Source organism: Amycolatopsis sp. 505 (genome assembly GCF_031625235.1).
Classification (GTDB): domain Bacteria; phylum Actinomycetota; class Actinomycetes; order Mycobacteriales; family Pseudonocardiaceae; genus Amycolatopsis.
This window is the reverse complement of sequence record NZ_JACKQP010000009.1, coordinates 95297-114816: the sequence shown is the minus strand read 5'-3', so window position 1 is coordinate 114816 and position 19520 is coordinate 95297. Positions and strand designations below refer to the sequence as shown.

The following is a 19520-nucleotide window of genomic DNA, read 5'->3' as shown; positions in this document are numbered from 1 at the left end:
TCGATGAAGAGCGGTACGAGGTGCGCAAGGTGGACGTCTACCGAGACGGCCGGGCCGAGTGGGCGGATGGGAGCCGGGAAACGGACGCGATCGGCCTGGGGCAGCTGCCGTTCCCGGCGGCGGCCGAGATCAGCGCCCAGCCGGAGTTCCACGCGGAGGTCATCACGGCCGCGGAGTTCGAGGCCGTTGGGGCGCGTGCCCGCGGGTGACCTACCAGCCGACCGTGGCGCGCTGGATCTTCACCGGCTTTGCCGGCGCCCCGTCCAGCGGCCCGTTCGGGTCGGTCGGGATGATCCCGTCCGCCACCATCCGATCAAGAGCGGACATCCCCCGGATCACCCGCCCCATCACCGAGTAGTTGGCCGGGATGTTCGCGAACGAGTGCACGATGAAGAACTCCGACCCATTGGTCCCCGGCCCCTGGTTCCCCATCGCGATCGTCCCCCGCGGGTACGTCTCCGAACCCGAGACCTCGTCCGGGAACTTGTACCCCGGCCCACCCTTCTCCACCTCGTAGATGTCCCCGCACTGAAGAACACCAAGACGAGCGGAGTCGGACAGCCGCCAGCACTGCGACCGGTCGTAGAACCGCTGCAAAACCAGCGAGACCATGTTGTGCACCGCACAAGGCGCAGCCCCGCCGCGGTCCAGCCGTACGGTCACCGGCCCGTAGTTGAACCGGAACGTCACGTCGACAGTCCCGCGCGTCAACGCCACCGGAGCGGGACGCACCACAGGACGAGCCGCCGGGTTCGAGGGCGTCGGCGTGAACGAACACCGGACCAACGGCACCGACGCCGATGCCGGGGCAGGAGCCACCAGCAGCGCGCCCAGTACACCGACAAGAGAAAGTCCCCAGCGCAGCTTCATGCCGGGGACGTTAGCGAAAAACCGACTACTTGCGCCAGGCCGTGCGCTGCTTGCGGATGTCCAGCACCAGCAGCAGGATCAGGAACAACGACAGCCCCACCAGCCACACGTTCTCGGTGTTGTTCTCGTGGTTGCCCTTGATCATCACCAGCAGGACGATCGCGCTGACCCAGCCGGCGATGCGGGTGGCCTTCGGGAACGAGCCGTGCCAGCCCCAGGCCGCGGACGGCTCGTCGCGCGGGTCGACCTCGGGCCGCCTCTTCTCGACCGCCTTGCCTGCCACGATGAACTCCTCAAACCCCGTGAACCTCGGACCCGCCGATGATCCCACACCTCCGGGTGCGCCGCGGAGACGCCCCGCGCGACAATGACCGGCGATGACTACCTCGCGAAGCGTTCTCGTGCTCGGCTCGACCGGGTCCATCGGCGTGCAGGCCCTCGACGTCGCCGCGCGCAACCCGCACCTGTTCCGGGTGGCCGGGATCGCCGCCGGTGGAGCCGATCCGGCCGCTCTCGCCGCGCAGGCGATCGCCCACGGCGTCGAAGCCGTCGCCGTGACCAAGGCCACGGCCGCCGAGGACGTCCAGCTCGCGCTGTACGCCGAGGCGCAGAAGCGCGGGTACGCGCAGGGTGACTTCAAGCTCCCGCGGCTGTTCGCCGGCTCCGACGCCGTCACCGAGCTGATCGAGGCCGTCGAAGTCGACACCGTCCTCAACGCCCTGCCCGGCTCCCGCGGCCTCGAGCCCACGCTCAAGGCCCTGGCCACCGGCGCCACGCTCGCGCTCGCGAACAAGGAGTCGCTCATCGCCGGCGGGCCGCTGGTGCTCGCCGCCGCGAAGCCCGGGCAGCTCGTGCCCGTCGACTCCGAACACTCCGCCATCGCGCAGGCGCTGCGGGCCGGCCGCCAGGACGAAGTCGCCCGGCTCGTCCTCACCGCGTCCGGCGGCCCGTTCCGCGGCCGCAAGCGCGCCGAACTGGCGGACGTCACCGTCGAGCAGGCGATGGCGCACCCGACCTGGTCCATGGGCCCGCTGATCACCATCAACTCGGCCACCCTGGTCAACAAGGGCCTGGAGCTGATCGAGGCGGCGCTGCTGTTCGACATCGCTCCCGAAAAGATCGACGTCACCGTGCACCCGCAGTCGATCGTGCACTCGATGGTGACCTTCACCGACGGCTCGACGATCGCCCAGGCCAGCCCGCCCGACATGCGGCTGCCGATCGCGCTCGCCCTGCACTGGCCCGACCGGGTGCCCGGCGCCGCCCCGGCCTGCACCTGGGACAAGGCCGCCACCTGGACCTTCGAGCCGCTGGACGACGACGCCTTCCCGGCCGTCGAGCTGGCCCGCCACTGCGGCAGCGCCGGCGGCTGCCTGCCCGCGGTCTACAACGCCGCGAACGAGGAGCTCGTGGCAGCTTTCCTCGCGCAGAACACCAGCTTCACGTCGATAGTGGACACTGTTTCCGAGGTGGTGGGAGCCGCCGACGAATGGCGTCGCGAACCACGCGACGTGGAGGACGTACTCGCGGCCGAGCGCTGGGCTCGTGCGCGGGCCGGTTCGATCATCGAGGGGAAGTAGCGGGTGCTCGCCTACATCATCGGTGTGGTGCTCTTCGCGCTGGGGATCTGCGTCTCAGTCGCACTGCACGAGGCCGGTCACATGCTGACCGCGAAAGCCTTCGGCATGAAGGTCCGCCGGTACTTCGTGGGCTTCGGGCCCACGGTGTTCTCCTGGCGCCGCGGCGAGACCGAGTACGGCCTGAAGTGGATCCCGCTCGGCGGGTTCTGCGACATCGCCGGCATGACTGCGCTCGACGAGGTGACGCCGGACGAGGCGCCGCGCGCGATGTGGCGGTTCAAGACCTGGAAGCGCACCGTCGTGATGTCGGCCGGGTCGATCACCCACTTCATCCTCGGCTTCGTGGTCCTCTACCTGATGGCCGTGACGATGGGCCTGCCGAACCTGGCCCCCGTCGACACCACGCCGGTGCTGGCGGCGACGTCGTGCGCGCAGTCGGCGACGACCGAGGCGCAGGCCCAGGCCCAGTCCGACGACCCGAGCTGCCCGCCGGGTGCGGTGCGGCCGGCCGAGGCGGCCGGGCTGCGGGCCGGCGACAAGATCCTCGCGGTCGGCGGCAAGCCGGTCGCCAGCTGGACCGAAATGCTCGCCGCCGTGCAGGCCACCAGCGGCCGGACCCAGTTCGACGTCCAGCGCGGCGACCAGCGGCTCGCGCTCATCGTCGACGTGCCGCAGGTGCAGCGCTGGACCAGCGCCGGCGTCAAGACGGTCGGCATGATCGGTGCGTCCCCGAAGCAGCCCGCGGTCACCACCCAGTACGGCCCGGTCGCCGCGGTCGGCGCCACCTTCAGCTTCACCGGCACGATGTTCGCCGAGACGGCGCAGCGGCTCGTCGAGTTCCCCCAGCGCATCCCCGCCGTCGTCACCGCGATCTTCGGCGGCGAGCGCGACCCGAACACCCCGGTCAGCGTCGTCGGCGCCAGCCGGATCGGCGGCGAGGCCGTCGAGCGGGGTATCTGGGTGCTGTTCTTCTTCCTGCTGGCCAGCCTGAACTTCTTCATCGGCGTGTTCAACCTGCTGCCGCTGCTGCCGCTGGACGGCGGGCACATCGCGGTGGTCTGGTACGAGCGCGTCCGCGACTGGATCCGGGCCCGGCGGGGCAAGGTCGCCGGCGGGCCGGTCGACTACACCAGGTTGTCCGGGATCACGATGGTGCTGGTGCTCATCGGCGGTGCGGTCACGCTACTCACGGTGACCGCGGACATCGTCAACCCGATTCGGCTGCAGTAGCGAACCGCCACGGAGGGGTTCCGGCCCCTCCGTGGCGCGCCACACGGCGCGTAATGCTGCTCACCGTGACGGTTGACATGGTGAAGGTGGCCCAGTAGGCGTGGGTACGCTGGAAGCCGTGACCGTCGCACTCGGTATGCCCGCCCTGCCCCCGCCCGTCCTCTCCGAGCGCCGCAAGACCCGCCAGCTCCAGGTGGGTCCGGTCGGTGTCGGCAGCGACTTCCCGATCTCCGTCCAGTCGATGACGACGACGCTCACCTCCGACGTCAACGCGACGCTGCAGCAGATCGCCGAGCTGACCGCCGCGGGCTGCGACATCGTCCGCGTGGCGTGCCCGTCGGCCGACGACGCCGAGGCGCTGCCCGCGATCGCGAAGAAGTCGCAGATCCCGGTGATCGCCGACATCCACTTCCAGCCGAAGTACGTCTTCGCGGCGATCGAGGCCGGCTGCGCGGCGGTGCGCGTCAACCCCGGCAACATCCGGAAGTTCGACGACCAGGTCAAGGAGATCGCGCAGGCCGCGAAGGACCACGGCACGCCGATCCGGATCGGCGTCAACGCCGGCTCACTGGACAAGCGGATCATGGACAAGTACGGCAAGGCGACGCCGGAGGCGCTGGCCGAGTCGGCGCTCTGGGAGGCGTCGCTGTTCGCCGAGCACGACTTCCACGACATCAAGATTTCGGTGAAGCACAACGACCCGGTGGTCATGGTGCGCGCGTACGAGCTCCTCGCCGAGCAGTGCGACTACCCGCTGCACCTCGGCGTCACCGAGGCGGGCCCGGCGTTCCAGGGCACGATCAAGTCGGCGGTCGCCTTCGGCGCGCTGCTGCGCCAGGGCATCGGCGACACGATCCGCGTCTCGCTGTCCGCGCCGCCGGTCGAAGAGGTCAAGGTCGGCATCCAGATCCTGCAGTCGCTGAACCTCAAGCAGCGCAAGCTGGAGATCGTCTCGTGCCCGTCGTGCGGGCGCGCGCAGGTCGACGTCTACACGCTCGCCGAGCAGGTCACCGCCGGGCTCGAGGGCATGGAGATCCCGCTGCGCGTGGCGGTCATGGGCTGCGTCGTGAACGGCCCGGGCGAGGCCCGCGAGGCCGACCTGGGCGTCGCGTCGGGCAACGGCAAGGGCCAGATCTTCGTCAAGGGCGAGGTCATCAAGACCGTGCCCGAGCACGCGATCGTCGAGACGCTCATCGAAGAGGCCATGCGCATCGCCGAGGAGGCGGGCGAGTCCCTCGGCGAGGGCGCGCCGGTGGTCACCGCCGGCTGAGCACTCCCGCTCGGAGCCCTCCTCGCCGGATCGGTGAGGAGGGCTCCGGCGCGTTTTCAGCCCTGCAGGTGGTGCTGGGCGGCGTCGCGGATCTGCAGCCGCACGTTCTCGAGCGCGGCCGCGACCTCGTCGATCTGCTGGGAAGCGAGTTGGATGGCACCCTGGATCGCGGTCGCGGTGGACGTCTCCCCGAGCAGGCCGAGCACCTGGGCCTGGAGGTCTTCGAGGTCGCTCTTCGTGGCGAGCGCGATGCCGGTCGGCACCTGGTCGGCGAGCAGCTCCAGCTGCTGCGCCTGCTCCTGGATCGTCATCGGGTGGTTCCTTCCGCGGTGGGGACGCACGTCCGTGTTATCAGACCCGGAACTGTCGGTGGTGACCTTTACCCTGGCAACCGTGAGCGTGACCTGGGCCGTCCACGAGCCGCACCCGGTGGTGCGGCCCCTGGTCACGCGCTATGTCGGGTACGCCCAGGACGACGTCACGCTGCCGGTCCACCGCGGCCTGCCGTCCCGGCATGTGACGCTCGTCATCAGCCTCGCCGGGCCGGTGCGCATGGGCGGGCAAAGCCTGCAGGCGCTGGTCGGCGGGCTCCACACGCGCGCGGTGCTGATCCGGCAGGACCGCGTGCAGGAGGGCATCCAGCTGGAGCTCGACCCGCTGGGCGTGCGGACGCTGTTCGGCGTGACGGCGGCGGAGCTGAGCGGCGAGGTGGCCGACCTCGCCGGATTCGGTCTCGGCTCGCTGCCGGATCGGCTGCGGGAGCTGCCGTGGCGCGAGCGGTTCGCGCTGCTGGACGACGTCCTGGCCGCCCGGGCCGTCGAGCCGGTGGTGCCGCCGCCCGAGCTGGGTGAGGCGTGGCGCCGGATGCGCGGCGCGGACGGGCAGGTGCGCGTCGCGGACCTCGCCGAGGAGGTCGGCTGGAGCCGTCGCCACCTGGGCGAGCGGTTCCGCACCGAGCTGGGTCTGGCGCCCAAGCAGGCGGCGCGGGTGCTGCGGTTCGAGCGGGCCGGGCGGCTGCTGCGGCGCGGCCGGACGGATCTGGCGGCGCTGGCCGCGGAGTGCGGGTTCTACGACCAGGCACACCTGACCAACGAGTGGCACGCGCTGGCGGGCTGCACGCCGGGCACGTGGATCGCCGAGGAGCTCCCGTTCCTCCAAGACCAGGAGGCGGAGGTGGCGCGAAGCTGACGGCATGACTCCTGAACCGAACGTCTGGCCCGCTCTCCGGTACGACGACGCCCCGGCCGCGGTCCGCTTCCTCGTCGACGTCCTGGGCTTCACCGAGGCGCTGGTGGTGCCCGAGGGCGACCTGATCGCGCACGCCGAGCTGCGCTGGCCCGAGGGCGGCGCGGTGATGCTGGGCAGCGTCCGGCCACCGGACGGCGTCCACGACGCGATGAAGCCGGGCGCCTCCGCGGTGTACGTGGTCTCGGACCGGGTGGACGAGGTGCACGCGCGGGTGACGGCGGCGGGCGCCGAGATCACGGCCGAGCTGACGGACACCGAGTACGGCTCGCACACGTTCAGCCTGCGCGACCCGGAGGGCAACTCCTGGACGATCGGCACCTACCGCGGTGCCTGACCGCGCCGGGGAGTGCCGCGAATGACTCATTCGGGACCTCCGACGTCCCGGATGAGGCATTCGCGACGCGGGCGGCCGCGGCACCGGCCGCCCGAGGTGGCCGTCGGCGGCTGTTCATCTCACCGTGTCGGGAGGCTTGCGTTCCGTTTAGCAGTCGAATCTGGCACCCTGGAGCCCGTGTTGCGGCTTGCAGGTGCACGGCTGCTCGATGATCGGGACTATCCGGCGGTCCGTGCCGCTCTGGCCGCGGACCCGGTGGGCAGCTGCATGGTCAGCGCCCGGGTCGAGGCCGCGGGCCTCGACCCGTGGCGGCTCGGTGGTGAGCTCTGGGCCGCCGACAGCCGTCCGGTCCGGGCCGGACGGCTCCAAGGGCTGTGCTTTTCCGGGCCGAACCTCATCCCGCTGAGGGGCAACGCGCCCGCGTTGCGCTCCTTCGCCGACCGCGCCCTGAGAAGGCAGCGCACCTGCTCCTCGCTCGTCGGCCCGGCCGAACAGGTCCTCGGCCTGTGGGACGAGCTCGAAGGCGAGTGGGGCCCGGCCCGCGAGGTCCGCGACGACCAGCCGCTGATGGCCCTCGACGCCACCCCGCTCGTGGCCGCCGATCCGCTCGTGCGGCCCGTCCGGCCGGACGAGCTCGAGCGGTACCTGCCCGCGGCCGTCTCGATGTTCATCGAGGAGGTCGGTGTCGACCCGCGCAGCGGCGACGGCGGGGCCAGCTACCGCGCCCGGGTCACCGAGCTGATCGGGGCCGGCCGCGCGTTCGCCCGTTTCGAGGACGGCGAGGTCGTCTTCAAGGCCGAGATCGGCGCCATGTCGGCCACCGTCGGGCAGATCCAGGGCGTCTGGGTGCACCCGGACCGCCGCGGCGACGGGCTCGGCACCGCCGGCACCGCCGCGGTCGTGAACCGGCTCGTCCGCGGCCTCGGCCGCACCGCCAGCCTCTACGTCAACGCCTTCAACACCCCCGCCCTCGCGGCCTACCGCAAGATCGGCTTCCAGCAGGTCGGCCAGTACGCGACGGTGCTGTTCTAACCACTCTTCCGTGGCGGTGTTGCGAAGCCGCCACAACGCTCTGACCAGGCATGATCCGGCCATGAGTGCACGTCGACACCGTGCTCTCGCGGCGCTGCTGCTGCTCGTCGCCGCGACCACGGCCGGGTGCTCGGGCGACGGTCCCGAGGAAGCCCTTTCCGCCTTCCTGGACGCCCTCGCGTCCGGGGACGTCGCCGCCGCGGCCGCGAACACCGACTCACCCGATGCCGCCAAGACCGTGCTGAGCCAGGTCCGCGGCGTGCTCGACCCCGAGGCCCTCGACGTCGACGACGAAGAAGTGAAACAGCCGGAGGGCGACGTCGTGACCGCCGGCTACCGGCTCACCTGGCACCTCCCGCACGGTCGCACGTGGTCCTACCGCGCCGACGCCCAGCTGCGGGCGGCCGAGAGCGGCTGGCAGGTGCACTGGCAGCCGACGGTCGTGCACCCTCAGCTCGCCGTCGGCCAGACCCTCGGCATGCTGCCGCAGCTGCCCGAGACGGCGCCGGTCCTCGACCGCGACGGCGTGGCGCTGATGCGCCCGCAGACCGTGATCGGCGTGGTCGTCGACCCGCAGAAAACCGGCAACGCGAGCGCTGTCGCCGGGACGCTGGCCAAGGCGCTGCACCGGTACGAGCCGTCGGTCACCGGCCGGTCCGTGCTGGACGGGATGAACAAGACCAAGCCCGGCGACGCCTACCCGGTGATCACCCTGCGCGCCGGCGACTACCAGCGGGTCAAGCCGGTGATCTACGACCTGCCCGGCGTCCGCTTCGCCAGCCAGGAGCGGCTGCTGCCGGTGACCCGCGGGTCCGGGCAGCAGGTCCTGCCGGGCATCCGCGCGCTGGTCGAGCAGCAGCTGGCCGGGGCGGCGGGCTGGCGGATCGTCACTCGCGACGTCACCGGGGGCGAGGCCGCCGAGCTCAAGGCCGAGCCGCCGCGGCCCGCGCCCGCCGTCACCAGCACGCTCAGCGCGAAGATCCAGGCCGCCGCCGAGAAGGCCCTCGAAACCGAGCCGTACTCCGCCGCGCTGGTCGCCATCCAGCCTTCCAGCGGGGACATCCTCGCCGTGGCCCAGAACGACGCCGCCGACGAGGAGGGCTCGCTGGCCTTGTCCGGGCGTTACCCACCGGGGTCGACGTTCAAGATCGTCACGGCGGCAGCCGCGCTGTCGGCGGGGGAGGTCGAAGCGGGTGGCCCGGTCGACTGCCCGGGGACGACGACGATCGAAAACCGCGTCGTGCCGAACGAGGGCCGGTTCGACCTGGGCCGGGTGCCGCTGAAGACGGCGTTCGCGCGGTCCTGCAACACGACGTTCGCCCGGCTCGCCGCCGGCCTCGACAAGGCGGCGCTCACCGACACCGCCCGCTCCTTCGGGCTCGGCGCCGACTTCGTCGTCCCGGGCCTGACCACGGTCACCGGGGACGTCCCGGCCGGCGACTCCGCCGTCCAGCGGGCGGAAAACGGCTTCGGCCAGGGGACGGTCCTGACCAGTCCGTTCGGCATGGCGCTGGTCGCGGCCACCGTGCAGGCCGGGAAGGTGCCGTCGCCGTCGATCGTCAAGGGCCTGCCCGCGGCGACGCAGAACGTCGGGGACCCGCCGTCGCCGGAGGTCCTCGACGCGCTGCGCGGGATGATGCGGGAGGTCGTCACGGCGGGCACCGCGACCGGCCTGCGGGACATCCCCGACGTCGCGGGCAAGACCGGCACCGCCCAGTTCGGCGACGGCTCCCGCTCGCACGGCTGGTTCGTCGGCTACCGCGGCGACCTGGCGTTCGCCGTGCTCCTCACCGACGCCGGGTCGTCGAAACCGGCGGTGCAGGCCGCGCACCGGTTCCTGGCGGGGATCGGCTGAGCGGACCGTCGTAAGGTGGAGGCATGTCCGTTCGTGCTCCGCTCGTTCCCGGCGTCCAGACGCCGCGCCGTGACGTCCCCAGTTCCATCGCCCGTCCCGAGTACGTGGACAAGCCGGCGCCGAAGCGGGACACCGGCAACGGCGTGCGCACGCCCGAGGTGATCGAGAAGATGCGGATCGCCGGCCGTATCGCGGCCCAGGCGCTGGAAGAGGGCGGCAAGGCCGTCAAGCCGGGCGCCACCACGGACGACATCGACAAGGTGGTGCACGAGTTCCTGCTCGACCACCACGCCTACCCGTCGACGCTGGGCTACCGCCGCTTCCCGAAGTCGTGCTGCACGTCGCTCAACGAGGTGATCTGCCACGGCATCCCGGACTCGACGGTGATCGAGGACGGTGACATCTGCAACATCGACGTCACCGCCTACATCGGCGGCGTCCACGGCGACACGAACGCGACCTTCCTGGCCGGCGATGTCTCCGAGGAGGCCCGCCTGCTGGTGGAGCGCACCCGCGAGGCGACCATGCGGGCGATCAAGGCGGTCCGGCCGGGCCGGCAGCTGAACGTCATCGGCCGGGTCATCGAGTCCTACGCCAAGCGCTTCGGCTACGGCGTGGTCCGCGACTTCACCGGCCACGGCGTCGGCCCGGCGTTCCACACGCCCCCGACGGTCCTGCACTACGAAGAGCCCTCCGTCGACACGATCATCGAGGAGGGCATGACCTTCACGATCGAGCCGATGATCACGCTGGGCACCATCGACTACGACATCTGGCCGGACGACTGGACCGTCACCACGAAGGACAAGAAGTGGACGGCCCAGTTCGAGCACACCCTCGTGGTGACGGCCGACGGCAGCGAGATCCTCACGCTGCCCTGAGTCAGTGGCTGGTGGCCTTCTTGTAGCAGCGCACCGAAAGCGGCACGAAGACCACCAGCAGCAGCGCGATCCACAGCACCGAGGCGAGCACGGCGTGCTGCATCGGCCAGGCGGCGTGCACCGGCATGGCCGCGCTCGTGTTGCCGAACAGCTTCCGGGACGCCTGGGTGATCGCCGAGACCGGGTTCCAGTCCGCGATCACCCGCAGCGGGGCAGGGAGGCGGCCGCTGTCGACGAACGTGTTGGCCAGGAACGTCAGCGGGAAGATCGCCACGCTGGAGACGTTGTTGAACACCTCCGGCTTGCGGACGGCCAGGCCGAGCGTGCCCATCACCCACGACAGCGCGTAGGCGAACGCGAGCAGCAGGAGCACCCCGCCGAGCGCTTCGAACACGCCGGTGTGGATGCGCCAGCCGACCAGCAGGCCGACCAGGCCCATGATCAGCAGGCTCGTCACGTTCAGGATGAGGTCCGCGGTGGTGCGGCCGATCAGCACCGCGGCCGGGGACATCGGCAGCGATCTGAACCGGTCGATGATGCCCTTCTGCAGGTCGTCGGTCAGCCCGTAGCCGGTGACGATGCTGCCCATCGCCACCGCGAGGACGAAGATCCCCGGGAGCATGAACTCGCGGTACGACATGCCGGGGATGTCGATCACGCTGCCGAAGACGTAGCCGAAGAGCAGCACGAACATCACCGGCATGAACACGATGGACCCGAGCAGGTCCAGCGACCGGACGATCTTGATCGAGTTGCGCTTGGCGACGGTCACGCCGTCGGTGACGGCCATCTGCACCGCGTTCATCACACGGCCTCCTTCGCGGGTTCGGCCGTCTCGTGGCCGGTCAAGGTGAGGAAAACGTCGTCGAGGGTGGGGCGGCGGACGCCGACGTCGCGGACGTCGACGCCTTCCGCGGCGAGCAGGGCGAGCGCTTCGGTAAGCGCTTTCGCGCCGTGGGTCACGGGCACGGTGAGCCGGAACGCCTCGGCCTGCGGCTCGCCGCTGGCCAGCCGGGCCAGCGCGCGCCGGGCCACGAGGACGTCGTCGTGGGTGCCGACGGTCAGCTCGATCCGCTCGCCGCCGACCAGGTCCTTGAGCTCGTCGGCGGTGCCGCGGGCGATCACGCGCCCGTGGTCGACGACGGCGATGCTGTCGGCCAGCCGGTCCGCTTCTTCCAGGTACTGCGTGGTCAGCAGCAGCGTGGTGCCGCCGGCGACCAGCTCGGTGATGACGTCCCACAGCTCGGTGCGGGCCCGCGGGTCGAGCCCGGTCGTGGGCTCGTCGAGGAACAGCACCGGCGGGTTGGCCACGAGCGCGCCGGCCAGGTCGAGCCGGCGCCGCATGCCGCCGGAGTAGCCCTTCACCGGCCGGTCGGCCGCGTCCTCCAGGCTGAACCGGGCGAGCAGCTCGCGGCCGCGGGCCTTGGCCCGCTTGGTACCCAGGTGGTAGAGCCGCCCGACCATCTCGAGGTTCTCCGCCCCGGTCAGTTCCTGGTCGACGGCGGCGTACTGCCCCGAAGCGCCGATGTGCGAGCGCAGCTCGTGGGCGTCCTTCACGACGTCGAACCCGGCGACGGTCGCGTGGCCCGCGTCCGGCTTCTGCAGCGTCGTGAGGATCTGGACGGTGGTGGTCTTCCCGGCGCCGTTCGGCCCGAGCACCCCCAGCACCGTGCCCTCCGGTACGCGCAGCGACATCCCGTCGAGCGCGGTGACCTTCCCGTACTTCTTGACCAATCCCTCGGCCACGATGGCGTCCGGCATGGATTTCCCCTGTCTGTGTGGAGTCTTCAGGCGCGTCGGATGACGATGTCGCCGGTGTAGGTGTGGGCCTTGACCTCGACGGTCTCGGTGGTGCCGCCCGGACCGTCGGACGGCGTGAGCGTGTTGCGCACGGACCCGGTCAGCGAGTTCAGCTCGAGCCACGCGGCACTGCCGTCGCGGATGCCGACCTCGATCTCGCCGACGGCGGTCTCGAGGACGACCCGGTCGCGGATGACCTCGCCGAGCCGGATGTCACCGGCGGCGGTCTTCGCGTTGACGGCGGCATGGGCGACGTCGACCAGGATGTCGCCGTTGGCGGTGTTGACGCGCAGTTCGCCGGTCACCTCGCCGACGCGGGTCTCGCCGTTGGAGTTCTTGAGGACCGCGGTGCCGTCGATCTCGCGGATCCGCAGCTCGCCGGAGCCGGTGCCGACCTCGGCGTGCCCGGTGGCCCGGTCGACGAAGACGTCACCGGTCGCGGTGTTCGCTTCGAGCCGCGAGGTCTCGTCGAGGTGGATGTTGCCTACGGACGTCTTGAGCCGGCTGTCGCCCAGGCGGCCGGTGACGTGGAAGTCGCCCATCGCGGACGTCGCCTTGACACGGGAGCCGGCCGGCAGCTCGACCGTGACGTGCAGCGCGCCGCCCTTGCCCCACAGTCTCGTCGTGTACTTCGGGCCTTTGACCAGCAGCTCGCCGTCGGCGAACTCGACGCGGGTCTTGGCCGCGGCCTTGACGTCCTCGTTGTCGCCGGGGTCGGCCGGCTGGACCTCGACGGTGGTTTCGGTGCGGTCGCCGGCGACGATCCGGACGTCGGCCATGCTGACGTCCAGCGTGGCCGTGATCGGCTCGGGGGTGGGGAAAATTGGCATGGCTGCGCCCTCCTGGGGTGCTTTGGGAGCGTTTTGGCTGGTCAGAACGGGTGGGTCAGCGAACCCAGCCGGTGTACTTCTCGCCGTAGACGGACCGGCGGTGCGCGGGCCGGCTCGCGTCGGCGCCGAGTGCGGCGTTCGCGGCCCGGACGAGCCAGGCGTTGATGGAGAGCCGGTCGCGGCTCGCGGCCTCCTCCACCCGCTGCTTCAGCTGGTCGGGGAGCCGCAGGTTGATCCGGGAGACGGCGCCGTCGTCGGCCTCGGGTGGTGGCGGGGCCTCCGCCGGAGCCGGTTCGGGCGCCGTGGGCACGGAAACCGCGAACTCCGCTTCGCGGCGGCGAAGGCGTACTTCGACGGATCCGGGAGCGAGGTCGCGGGTGATCTCGTCGGCCGCGGCCGACAGCGCGTCGAGCAGGGTGAGCCGGATAGCGGACTCCAGCGGGGAGGCCAGCCGTTCGGCCAGGGTGACAGCGTCCTCGCCGGCCGCCTCGGCGGCTACCGCGAACTCGCGGCGGAGGCTGTCCACGAAGGGTGTCAGGTCCATGGCACAAATATGGCACCACGGTGGTGCCACAACAACCCTGAAATGGCACCCTTAGGGGTCATCGATGGCAGAACCCGCAGGTCAGGCGTGTTCGATCCGCTCCAGGAGCTCGTCGAGGAACCCGCAGGCCTCCGCGGCCGCGCGGTCCGGGTCGCGGTCGGCGATGGCCTCGGCAAGGCCTTCGTGGCCGATCTCCGGTACGTGATCCGCGCCCGGCGCGATGCTGGACGTCGTCGCGATGCTCGCCGCGATGACCTCGGTCAGCCCGCGGTAGAGCTCGGTGAGCAGCCGGTTGTGCCCGGCGGCGACCACGGCGCAGTGGAACTCGGCGTCGGTGCGGGCGAAGTCCTGCCACTGGCCGGCCCGCAGGTCGGTTTCGCGGCGGGCGAGCAGGGCGCGCAGCTCGGCGACCTCGTCTTCGGTCCGCTCGACGGCCGCGAGCCGGGCGCCTTCGACTTCGAGGGTGCGCCGGACCTGCAGGACTTCACGCAGTTCCGTGCCGCAGAGCCGGCGGATCGCGCCGGAGACCTCGCTCGTGGCGCGCACGTAGGTGCCGTCGCCCTGCCGGACCTCCAGGAGCCCGGTGTGCGCGAGCGCGCGCACGGCTTCGCGGACGGTGTTGCGCCCGACGCCGAGCTGCTCGACCAGCTCGGCCTCGGTCGGGATGCGTTCGCCGATCGGCCATTCGCCCTGCGTGACCGCGGTCCGCAGCTGGTCGATGACCTGGTCGACGAGGCCTGCTCGGCGCGTGGTGGCCAGAGGCACAGGATTATCCCTTCATCCAATCATCCTACGTATGCGATAGTAGCGCCATGCCCGTCGAACACCGTGAACCCGAACTGGACGGCGTCATCGAAGTCCGGACGCCCGGCGTGGTCGCCGCCGGCGCGCTGCTCGCGGTCGCGGTGGTGCTCACCGCCCTGAACCTGCGCCCGGCGATCACCGGCGTCGGGCCGATGCTCGCCGAAATGCGCCAGGACCTGGGCACTTCGGTCGTCTGGGCCGGGCTGCTCACGACGTTGCCGACGCTCTGCTTCGCCGGCGCCGGGCTCGCCGCGCCACTGCTGGCGCGCCGGGCCGGGATCGGCGCGGCCATCGCGATCGCGCTGGCCGCCCTCGCCGCCGGGCTCGTGCTGCGCGTGCTCGACGGCCCGGCCGTGGTGCTCGGCGGGACGCTCGTCGCGACCGCCGGGATCGCCCTGATCAACGTGCTCATCCCGGTCGTCATCAAGGACTCCTTCCCGGCTCGGATCGGCGTGCTGACCGGCGTCTACACCGCCGCGCTGCAGGGCGGCGGCGCGCTCGGGTCGGCGGTGACCCCGCGGCTGGGCGACACCCTCGGTGGCTGGCGCCCGGCGCTGGGCGGCTGGGCGGTGCTCGCCGTCGTCGCGCTGCTGGCCTGGATCTTCGCAGCCCGCGGCACCGGCCGGGCACCGCGGCCCGCCGAAGGCGCCGAGGGTGGCCGGTCGCTGCTGCGCAACCGGCTGGCCTGGATCGTCACCGGGTTCTTCGGCCTGCAGGCGTTCTACGCCTACGCGGCGATGGGCTGGTTCCCGCAGGTGCTGATGGACGCGGGCGTCCCGCGCGAGGACGCCGGGCTGCTGTTCGGCCTGGTTTCGCTGATCGCCGTGCCGATCAGCCTCGTCGTCGCGCCGATGGCGGCCCGGCAGCGCGGGCAGAGCCCGTGGATCGTCGGGCTCGGCGTCTTCGGTGTCGCCGGGACCACCGGGCTGATGCTCGCGCCGTCGTGGTCGCCCCTGCTCTGGAGCATCCTCGTCGGGCTCGGGATGAGCACGTTCTCGCTGGCCCTGACCGTGATCGCGTTGCGCGCGCGGACCGGCGCCGACACCGCCCGGCTGTCCGGGATGGCGCAGGGCTTCGGCTACCTGTTCGCCGCGCTCGGGCCGTTCCTCTTCGGCCTGCTGCACGACCTCGCGGGCGGCTGGACCGTGCCGCTGGCGATGCTGCTCGGCTTGCTCGTGGTCCAGCTGGCGTTCGGCGCCCTCGCCGGCCGCCACCGCTTCGTCTGATTCTTGATTGTTAACGGCTTTCGCCCGGTTGCCGCGGCCTAAGATCACCGGGTGGCCGTGCCGGTGCCCGACCTCGGGACGTTGCTGCGCGAGGGCCCCTTCGACGCGGCTCTGCGCGCGGCCATCCGCGCCCGCGGGCTGAGCCTCGACCGGCTCCGCGAGCACCTGCGCACCCGCGGTGTCTCGGTCACGACGGCGACCCTGAGCTATTGGCAGTCCGGCCGCAGCCGCCCCCGGCGGCGCGACTCGGTGCACGGGCTGCGGCAGCTCGAAGCGATCCTCGAGGTGCCGGCGGGCTCGCTGGTCGCGCTGCTCGGCCCGCCGCGGACCGGCCGGTCCGCGCCCGCCGGGATCGGCCGGTTCTGGCCGGACGGGCCGCGCATCGAGGCCGCGGTGTCCGATGTGGACACCCGGTGGGACGAGCGGCTGACCCGGCTCAGCCAGCACGACGTCGTCCTCGTCGGCCCGGGTCGCGAGGAGCTGGAGATCCGGTCGCGGCAGGTGCTGCGGGCCGAGGCCGACGGCCCGGACCGGTGGGTGGTGATCCTGCACCTCGACGAGCACGACCGGCCCCTGCCGGAGCTGCGTTCGCTGCGCGGCTGCCGAGCGGGCCGCAGCGTGCTGCAGCCCGAAGACGGCCTTCTCGTCGTCGAACTGCTCTTCGGCAGGCCGCTGCTGCGCGGCGAAACGGTGATCACCGAACACACGCTGGCGAATTCCGCGCCGCACCCGGTCGCGCTGAACTACGAACGGAAGTTCCGGCTCCCGGTTCGCGAATACGTGCTCGAAATCCGGTTCTCCCCGGAGGCGGTGCCGCCGGTGTGCCGCCGGTTCGCCGAGCCCGGCGAAAACGCCGACGTCGTGCCGGAATCCGGTGCGGTGCACGGGGTCGCGCTCAATTTCGGGCCTGGCCGGTACGGCTTCGCATGGGACTGGCCGGTTGATTGTTAAGGACTTGCGGATCTGCACCGCGGACCTTCCGGCGGCTTACCGTCTGCGCACTCCACTCGCCGATCCGAGGAGAAACCGATGCGCAGATTCGTTTCCGCCGTCAGTGTGGCCGCGCTGGCCACGCTGGGACCGGGTGTCATGCCCGCCGAAGCGGCGCCGGACCATCCGGACGCCGAAGTGGCGGGTGTCGCCGCGGCGTTCGGGCTGTCCGCGGGCCAGGCCCGGACCCAGCTCGCCGCCCAGGATCGCGCGCACCGGCTGGCCGGGACCCTGCCCGCGGCCGTCCGTGCGCAGGCCGCGGGACAGTGGTTCGATGCCGCCGCCGGGCAGCTGACCATCGCCGTCACCACGCCGGAAGCGGCTGAGGAGGCCCGTGCCGCGGGGGCGGCGGCCCGGGTCGTGGCCCGGAGCCGAACCGAGCTCGACCGCACCGCCTCGGCCGTCCGCGACCTCGTCGGCGGGGGCGTCCCCGGCGTCTACGGCTGGGGCGTCGACGTCCGCGCCAACGACGTCGGGGTGGACGTCGACCGGACGAAGAAGACCGCCGCGACCGACAGCTTCCTTTCGCGCGTGCGGGAGCTGGGGGTCCGGATCACCGAGACCACGACGTCGCCACGGCAGCAGTCGGGCACGATCCAGACCGGCAACCCGTGGTGGCCGGGCAGTGAGAGCAACTGCTCGGTCGGCTTCCCGGTGACGGATTCCGCCGGTGCGAAGCACTTCCTGACCGCGGGGCACTGCACGAACGACCGCGACCAGGCCGCCTACGGCGCTTCGGGGCAACAGAACCGGATCGGCACGTCGAACGTCGGCGGCACGCACAGCGTCAACGCCCGCGAAGGCGACATGGGCGTCGTCGCGGTGACGGAGGCCGGGTGGAACCTCTCGGCGTCGGTGAACACCTGGGGCCAGCCGGCGATCACGCTGTCCGGCGCGGCCGAAGCGATGGTCGGCGACCGCGTCTGCCACTCCGGCAACACCTCGCACTGGCAGTGCGGCGAGGTGAAGTACACGCACAAGTCCGTCGACTACGGCGGCGGCCTGGTCATCGACGACCTGACCTGGACGACGGCGTGCTCCCTCGGCGGCGACTCCGGCGGCGGCTGGTTGCTCGGCGACAAGGCCACCGGCCTGCACGACGGCGGCCCGTCGCAGTGCGTCCAGAACCCTTCGGACGGGGATCTGTCACTCTTCCAGCCGGTGGCCGAGGCGCTGGCCAAGTGGCGGCTGACCCTGGTGACCGGCAGCGGCCCGGCGCCGGGCGGCCGGACCTTCACCAACGACACGGACTACCCGATCCGCGACCACCAGCAGGTGTTCAGCCCGGTCACGTCCACGCTGACCGGCCAGGCGGCGACGCCGCTTTCCGTCGCGGTGACGATCCGGCACACGTGCGCCGAGGACCTCGGCGTCACGCTGCTCGACCCCGGCAGCAAGGCGTACCCGCTCAAGTACAGCGGTGGCGGCACGTGCACGGCGTGGAACGGCACCCGGACGTTCTCGGTTCCGGCGTCCGCCCCGGCCGGCGGCCGCTGGCAGCTGCGCGTCACCGACTACGGGCCCGGCGACACCGGCACCCTCGACACCTGGTCGATCACCCTGTGAGCCGCCGCGGGCCGGGTGCGTCCCGGCCCGCCGGCGCCTCAGTCCAGGGGCAGGTTCAGCAGCGCGTTCTCGATCAGCTCCGGCATCGCCGGGTGGATCCAGTACTGTCCGCGGGCCATGCTGCGCGCGTCGAGGCCGAAGCTCATCGCCTGGATGAGCGGCTGGATCACCGACGACGCCTGCGGGCCGATGATGTGCGCGCCGAGCAGGTGCCCGGTCGCCGGGTCGGCCAGGAGCTTCGCGAAGCCCGTGGTGTCCTCCATCGCCCAGCCGTACGCGATCCCGGCGTAGTCCTGCTTCGAGACCACGTAGGACACGCCCAGCTCGCGGGCCTTCTGCTCGGTCAGCCCGACCGAGGCCACCTGTGGGTGCGTGAAGACGGCGTGCGGCACGAACCGGTGGTCGGCGGTGATCCGCTCGTCCGGGTGCAGGAGGTTGTGCTGCACCACGCGGGCTTCGTGGTTCGCGACGTGCTTGAGCTCGTGCGGCGACGACAGGTCGCCGAGGGCGTAGATGCCCTCGACCGCGGTCTGCTGGTAGTCGTCCACCACGACGTGTCCACTGTCCATTGTGGTCACCCCGGTGGCGGCGACGTCGAGGAGGTCGGAGTTCGGCTTGCGGCCGGTGGCGATCAGCAGGACGTCACCTTCGACGGTCTCGGCGCCCTGCGGCCCTTCGAGGTCCAGTGCGATGCCGCTGTCGGTCTTGCGCGCCCGCACGGTCTTGCGCTCGAGGCGGACGTCGAACCGCTCGGCGGCCAGCTCGGTGAAGCGGGCGCTGACGTCCTCGTCCTCCGAGCGCAGCAGCCGCCCGGACCGGTTGACCAGCGTGACCTGCACACCGAAGGAGGCGAAGACGTGCGCGAACTCGGCCGCGATGTACCCGCCGCCGAGGATGACGATCCGCTCGGGCAGCTCGTCGAGCCGCATCACGGTGTCGGAGGTGTGGTAGTCGACGCCGTCCAGGCCCGGGATGTCGGGGATGACCGGCCGGCCGCCCGCGGCGAGCACGAACTCGTCGGCGGTCAGCACCTCGTCGGGGCGCCCGTCGCCGAAGCTGACGCGCAGCTCCTTGTGCCCGGTGAAGCGGCCGGTGCCCTCGTAGACGTCGACGTTCGCGTTGTCCTCGTGGTGGCGCCGGTACTCCGCGCCGCCCTCGGCGATCGGGTCGATGCGGCCGAAGATCCGGTCGCGGATGTCGCGCCAGCGCACGCCCTTCAGCTCTTCGTCGACGCCGTACTTGGCGCTGTGCGAAGGCGTGTACGCGACGTCGGCGGCGTACACGAACATCTTCGTCGGGATGCAGCCCACGTTGAGGCAGGTGCCGCCGAAGGTGCCCTTTTCGACGATCGCCGTCTTCTTGCCGGCGAAGTCCGGGCCGAGGATCGAGTTCCCCGATCCCGTCCCGACGATCACCAGGTCGTAGTGGGGCACTGCATCCTCCGCGGGTCCGGTTCCGGT

Annotated in this window: 20 protein-coding genes and 1 pseudogene; 12 read left to right on the top strand and 9 right to left on the bottom strand. The window is 71.6% G+C overall.

What is annotated here, in order from left to right; translation table 11 throughout:
- Positions 1–2: 2 nt before the first annotated feature.
- A pseudogene (locus tag H5965_RS31355) lies at positions 3–209 on the top strand (DUF6881 domain-containing protein); the annotation flags it as partial.
- A 1-nt stretch (position 210) separates the two neighbouring features.
- On the opposite strand, the gene H5965_RS31350 reads toward H5965_RS31355, so the two are convergent.
- Both H5965_RS31350 and H5965_RS31345 read right to left on the bottom strand, forming a co-directional pair.
- Positions 211–870: a peptidylprolyl isomerase gene (locus tag H5965_RS31350; protein WP_310974396.1), complete on the bottom strand. Its 660-nt coding sequence runs from the start codon at positions 868–870 to the stop codon at positions 211–213.
- A gap of 25 nt (positions 871–895) precedes the next feature.
- A complete protein-coding gene (locus tag H5965_RS31345) occupies positions 896–1153 on the bottom strand; it encodes a DUF2631 domain-containing protein (RefSeq protein ID WP_310974395.1) in 258 nt (85 codons plus the stop codon).
- A 94-nt stretch (positions 1154–1247) separates the two neighbouring features.
- Between H5965_RS31345 and dxr the strand changes: the two genes are divergently transcribed.
- The 3 genes from dxr to ispG all read left to right on the top strand — a co-directional run bounded on the left by dxr (position 1248) and on the right by ispG (position 4950).
- On the top strand, positions 1248–2450 hold the full coding sequence (gene dxr, locus H5965_RS31340; RefSeq protein ID WP_310974393.1) for a 1-deoxy-D-xylulose-5-phosphate reductoisomerase: 1203 nt from the start codon (positions 1248–1250) through the stop codon (positions 2448–2450).
- Positions 2451–2453: 3 nt separating this feature from the next.
- Complete coding sequence (locus H5965_RS31335) at positions 2454–3680, top strand: site-2 protease family protein (RefSeq protein ID WP_310974392.1); 1227 nt, start codon at positions 2454–2456, stop codon at positions 3678–3680.
- 136 nt (positions 3681–3816) lie between these two features.
- Positions 3817–4950, top strand: a complete 1134-nt coding sequence (ispG, locus tag H5965_RS31330) for a flavodoxin-dependent (E)-4-hydroxy-3-methylbut-2-enyl-diphosphate synthase (RefSeq protein WP_310974753.1) — start codon at positions 3817–3819, stop codon at positions 4948–4950.
- A gap of 56 nt (positions 4951–5006) precedes the next feature.
- Here ispG and H5965_RS31325 read toward each other — a convergent pair whose 3' ends face one another.
- Entirely contained in the window at positions 5007–5261 is a 255-nt protein-coding gene (locus H5965_RS31325; RefSeq protein ID WP_003057586.1) for a hypothetical protein, read from the bottom strand.
- A gap of 82 nt (positions 5262–5343) precedes the next feature.
- On the opposite strand from H5965_RS31325, the gene H5965_RS31320 reads away from it, so the two are divergent.
- The 5 genes from H5965_RS31320 to map all read left to right on the top strand — a co-directional run bounded on the left by H5965_RS31320 (position 5344) and on the right by map (position 10300).
- Positions 5344–6138 (top strand): AraC family transcriptional regulator, encoded by a 795-nt coding sequence (locus tag H5965_RS31320; protein ID WP_310974391.1) that lies wholly within the window; start codon positions 5344–5346, stop codon positions 6136–6138.
- Positions 6139–6142: 4 nt separating this feature from the next.
- Positions 6143–6532, top strand: coding sequence for a VOC family protein (locus H5965_RS31315; protein ID WP_310974390.1), 390 nt, complete (start codon positions 6143–6145; stop codon positions 6530–6532).
- 177 nt (positions 6533–6709) lie between these two features.
- Positions 6710–7564 (top strand): GNAT family N-acetyltransferase, encoded by an 855-nt coding sequence (locus tag H5965_RS31310; protein ID WP_310974389.1) that lies wholly within the window; start codon positions 6710–6712, stop codon positions 7562–7564.
- A gap of 61 nt (positions 7565–7625) precedes the next feature.
- The gene (locus H5965_RS31305) at positions 7626–9419 is read left to right on the top strand and encodes a penicillin-binding transpeptidase domain-containing protein (RefSeq protein ID WP_310974388.1); all 1794 of its coding nucleotides are present in this window, start codon (positions 7626–7628) and stop codon (positions 9417–9419) included.
- 23 nt (positions 9420–9442) lie between these two features.
- Positions 9443–10300: a type I methionyl aminopeptidase gene (map, locus tag H5965_RS31300; RefSeq protein ID WP_310974387.1), complete on the top strand. Its 858-nt coding sequence runs from the start codon at positions 9443–9445 to the stop codon at positions 10298–10300.
- Position 10301: 1 nt separating this feature from the next.
- Here map and H5965_RS31295 read toward each other — a convergent pair whose 3' ends face one another.
- The 5 genes from H5965_RS31295 to H5965_RS31275 all read right to left on the bottom strand — a co-directional run bounded on the left by H5965_RS31295 (position 10302) and on the right by H5965_RS31275 (position 14239).
- Positions 10302–11105 (bottom strand): ABC transporter permease, encoded by an 804-nt coding sequence (locus H5965_RS31295; RefSeq protein WP_310974386.1) that lies wholly within the window; start codon positions 11103–11105, stop codon positions 10302–10304.
- The gene (locus H5965_RS31290) at positions 11105–12061 is read right to left on the bottom strand and encodes an ATP-binding cassette domain-containing protein (protein ID WP_310974385.1); all 957 of its coding nucleotides are present in this window, start codon (positions 12059–12061) and stop codon (positions 11105–11107) included. The genes H5965_RS31295 and H5965_RS31290 overlap by 1 nt, the downstream gene beginning before the upstream one ends.
- Positions 12062–12087: 26 nt before the next feature.
- Positions 12088–12930: a DUF4097 family beta strand repeat-containing protein gene (locus H5965_RS31285; RefSeq protein ID WP_310974384.1), complete on the bottom strand. Its 843-nt coding sequence runs from the start codon at positions 12928–12930 to the stop codon at positions 12088–12090.
- A 55-nt stretch (positions 12931–12985) separates the two neighbouring features.
- Positions 12986–13474, bottom strand: coding sequence for a hypothetical protein (locus H5965_RS31280; protein ID WP_310974383.1), 489 nt, complete (start codon positions 13472–13474; stop codon positions 12986–12988).
- A gap of 81 nt (positions 13475–13555) precedes the next feature.
- Complete coding sequence (locus H5965_RS31275; protein WP_310974382.1) at positions 13556–14239, bottom strand: FadR/GntR family transcriptional regulator; 684 nt, start codon at positions 14237–14239, stop codon at positions 13556–13558.
- Positions 14240–14286: 47 nt separating this feature from the next.
- Between H5965_RS31275 and H5965_RS31270 the strand changes: the two genes are divergently transcribed.
- The 3 genes from H5965_RS31270 (at position 14287) to H5965_RS31260 (ending at position 18060) form a co-directional block, all read left to right on the top strand.
- Positions 14287–15504 carry an MFS transporter gene (locus H5965_RS31270; RefSeq protein ID WP_310974381.1) on the top strand — a complete coding sequence of 406 codons (1218 nt, stop codon included), beginning with the start codon at positions 14287–14289 and terminating at the stop codon, positions 15502–15504.
- Positions 15505–15555: 51 nt separating this feature from the next.
- Positions 15556–16455 carry an XRE family transcriptional regulator gene (locus H5965_RS31265; protein WP_310974380.1) on the top strand — a complete coding sequence of 300 codons (900 nt, stop codon included), beginning with the start codon at positions 15556–15558 and terminating at the stop codon, positions 16453–16455.
- 78 nt (positions 16456–16533) lie between these two features.
- Positions 16534–18060 carry a proprotein convertase P-domain-containing protein gene (locus H5965_RS31260; RefSeq protein ID WP_310974379.1) on the top strand — a complete coding sequence of 509 codons (1527 nt, stop codon included), beginning with the start codon at positions 16534–16536 and terminating at the stop codon, positions 18058–18060.
- A gap of 38 nt (positions 18061–18098) precedes the next feature.
- Here H5965_RS31260 and H5965_RS31255 read toward each other — a convergent pair whose 3' ends face one another.
- A complete protein-coding gene (locus H5965_RS31255) occupies positions 18099–19493 on the bottom strand; it encodes a mycothione reductase (RefSeq protein ID WP_310974378.1) in 1395 nt (464 codons plus the stop codon).
- Positions 19494–19520: the final 27 nt, after the last annotated feature.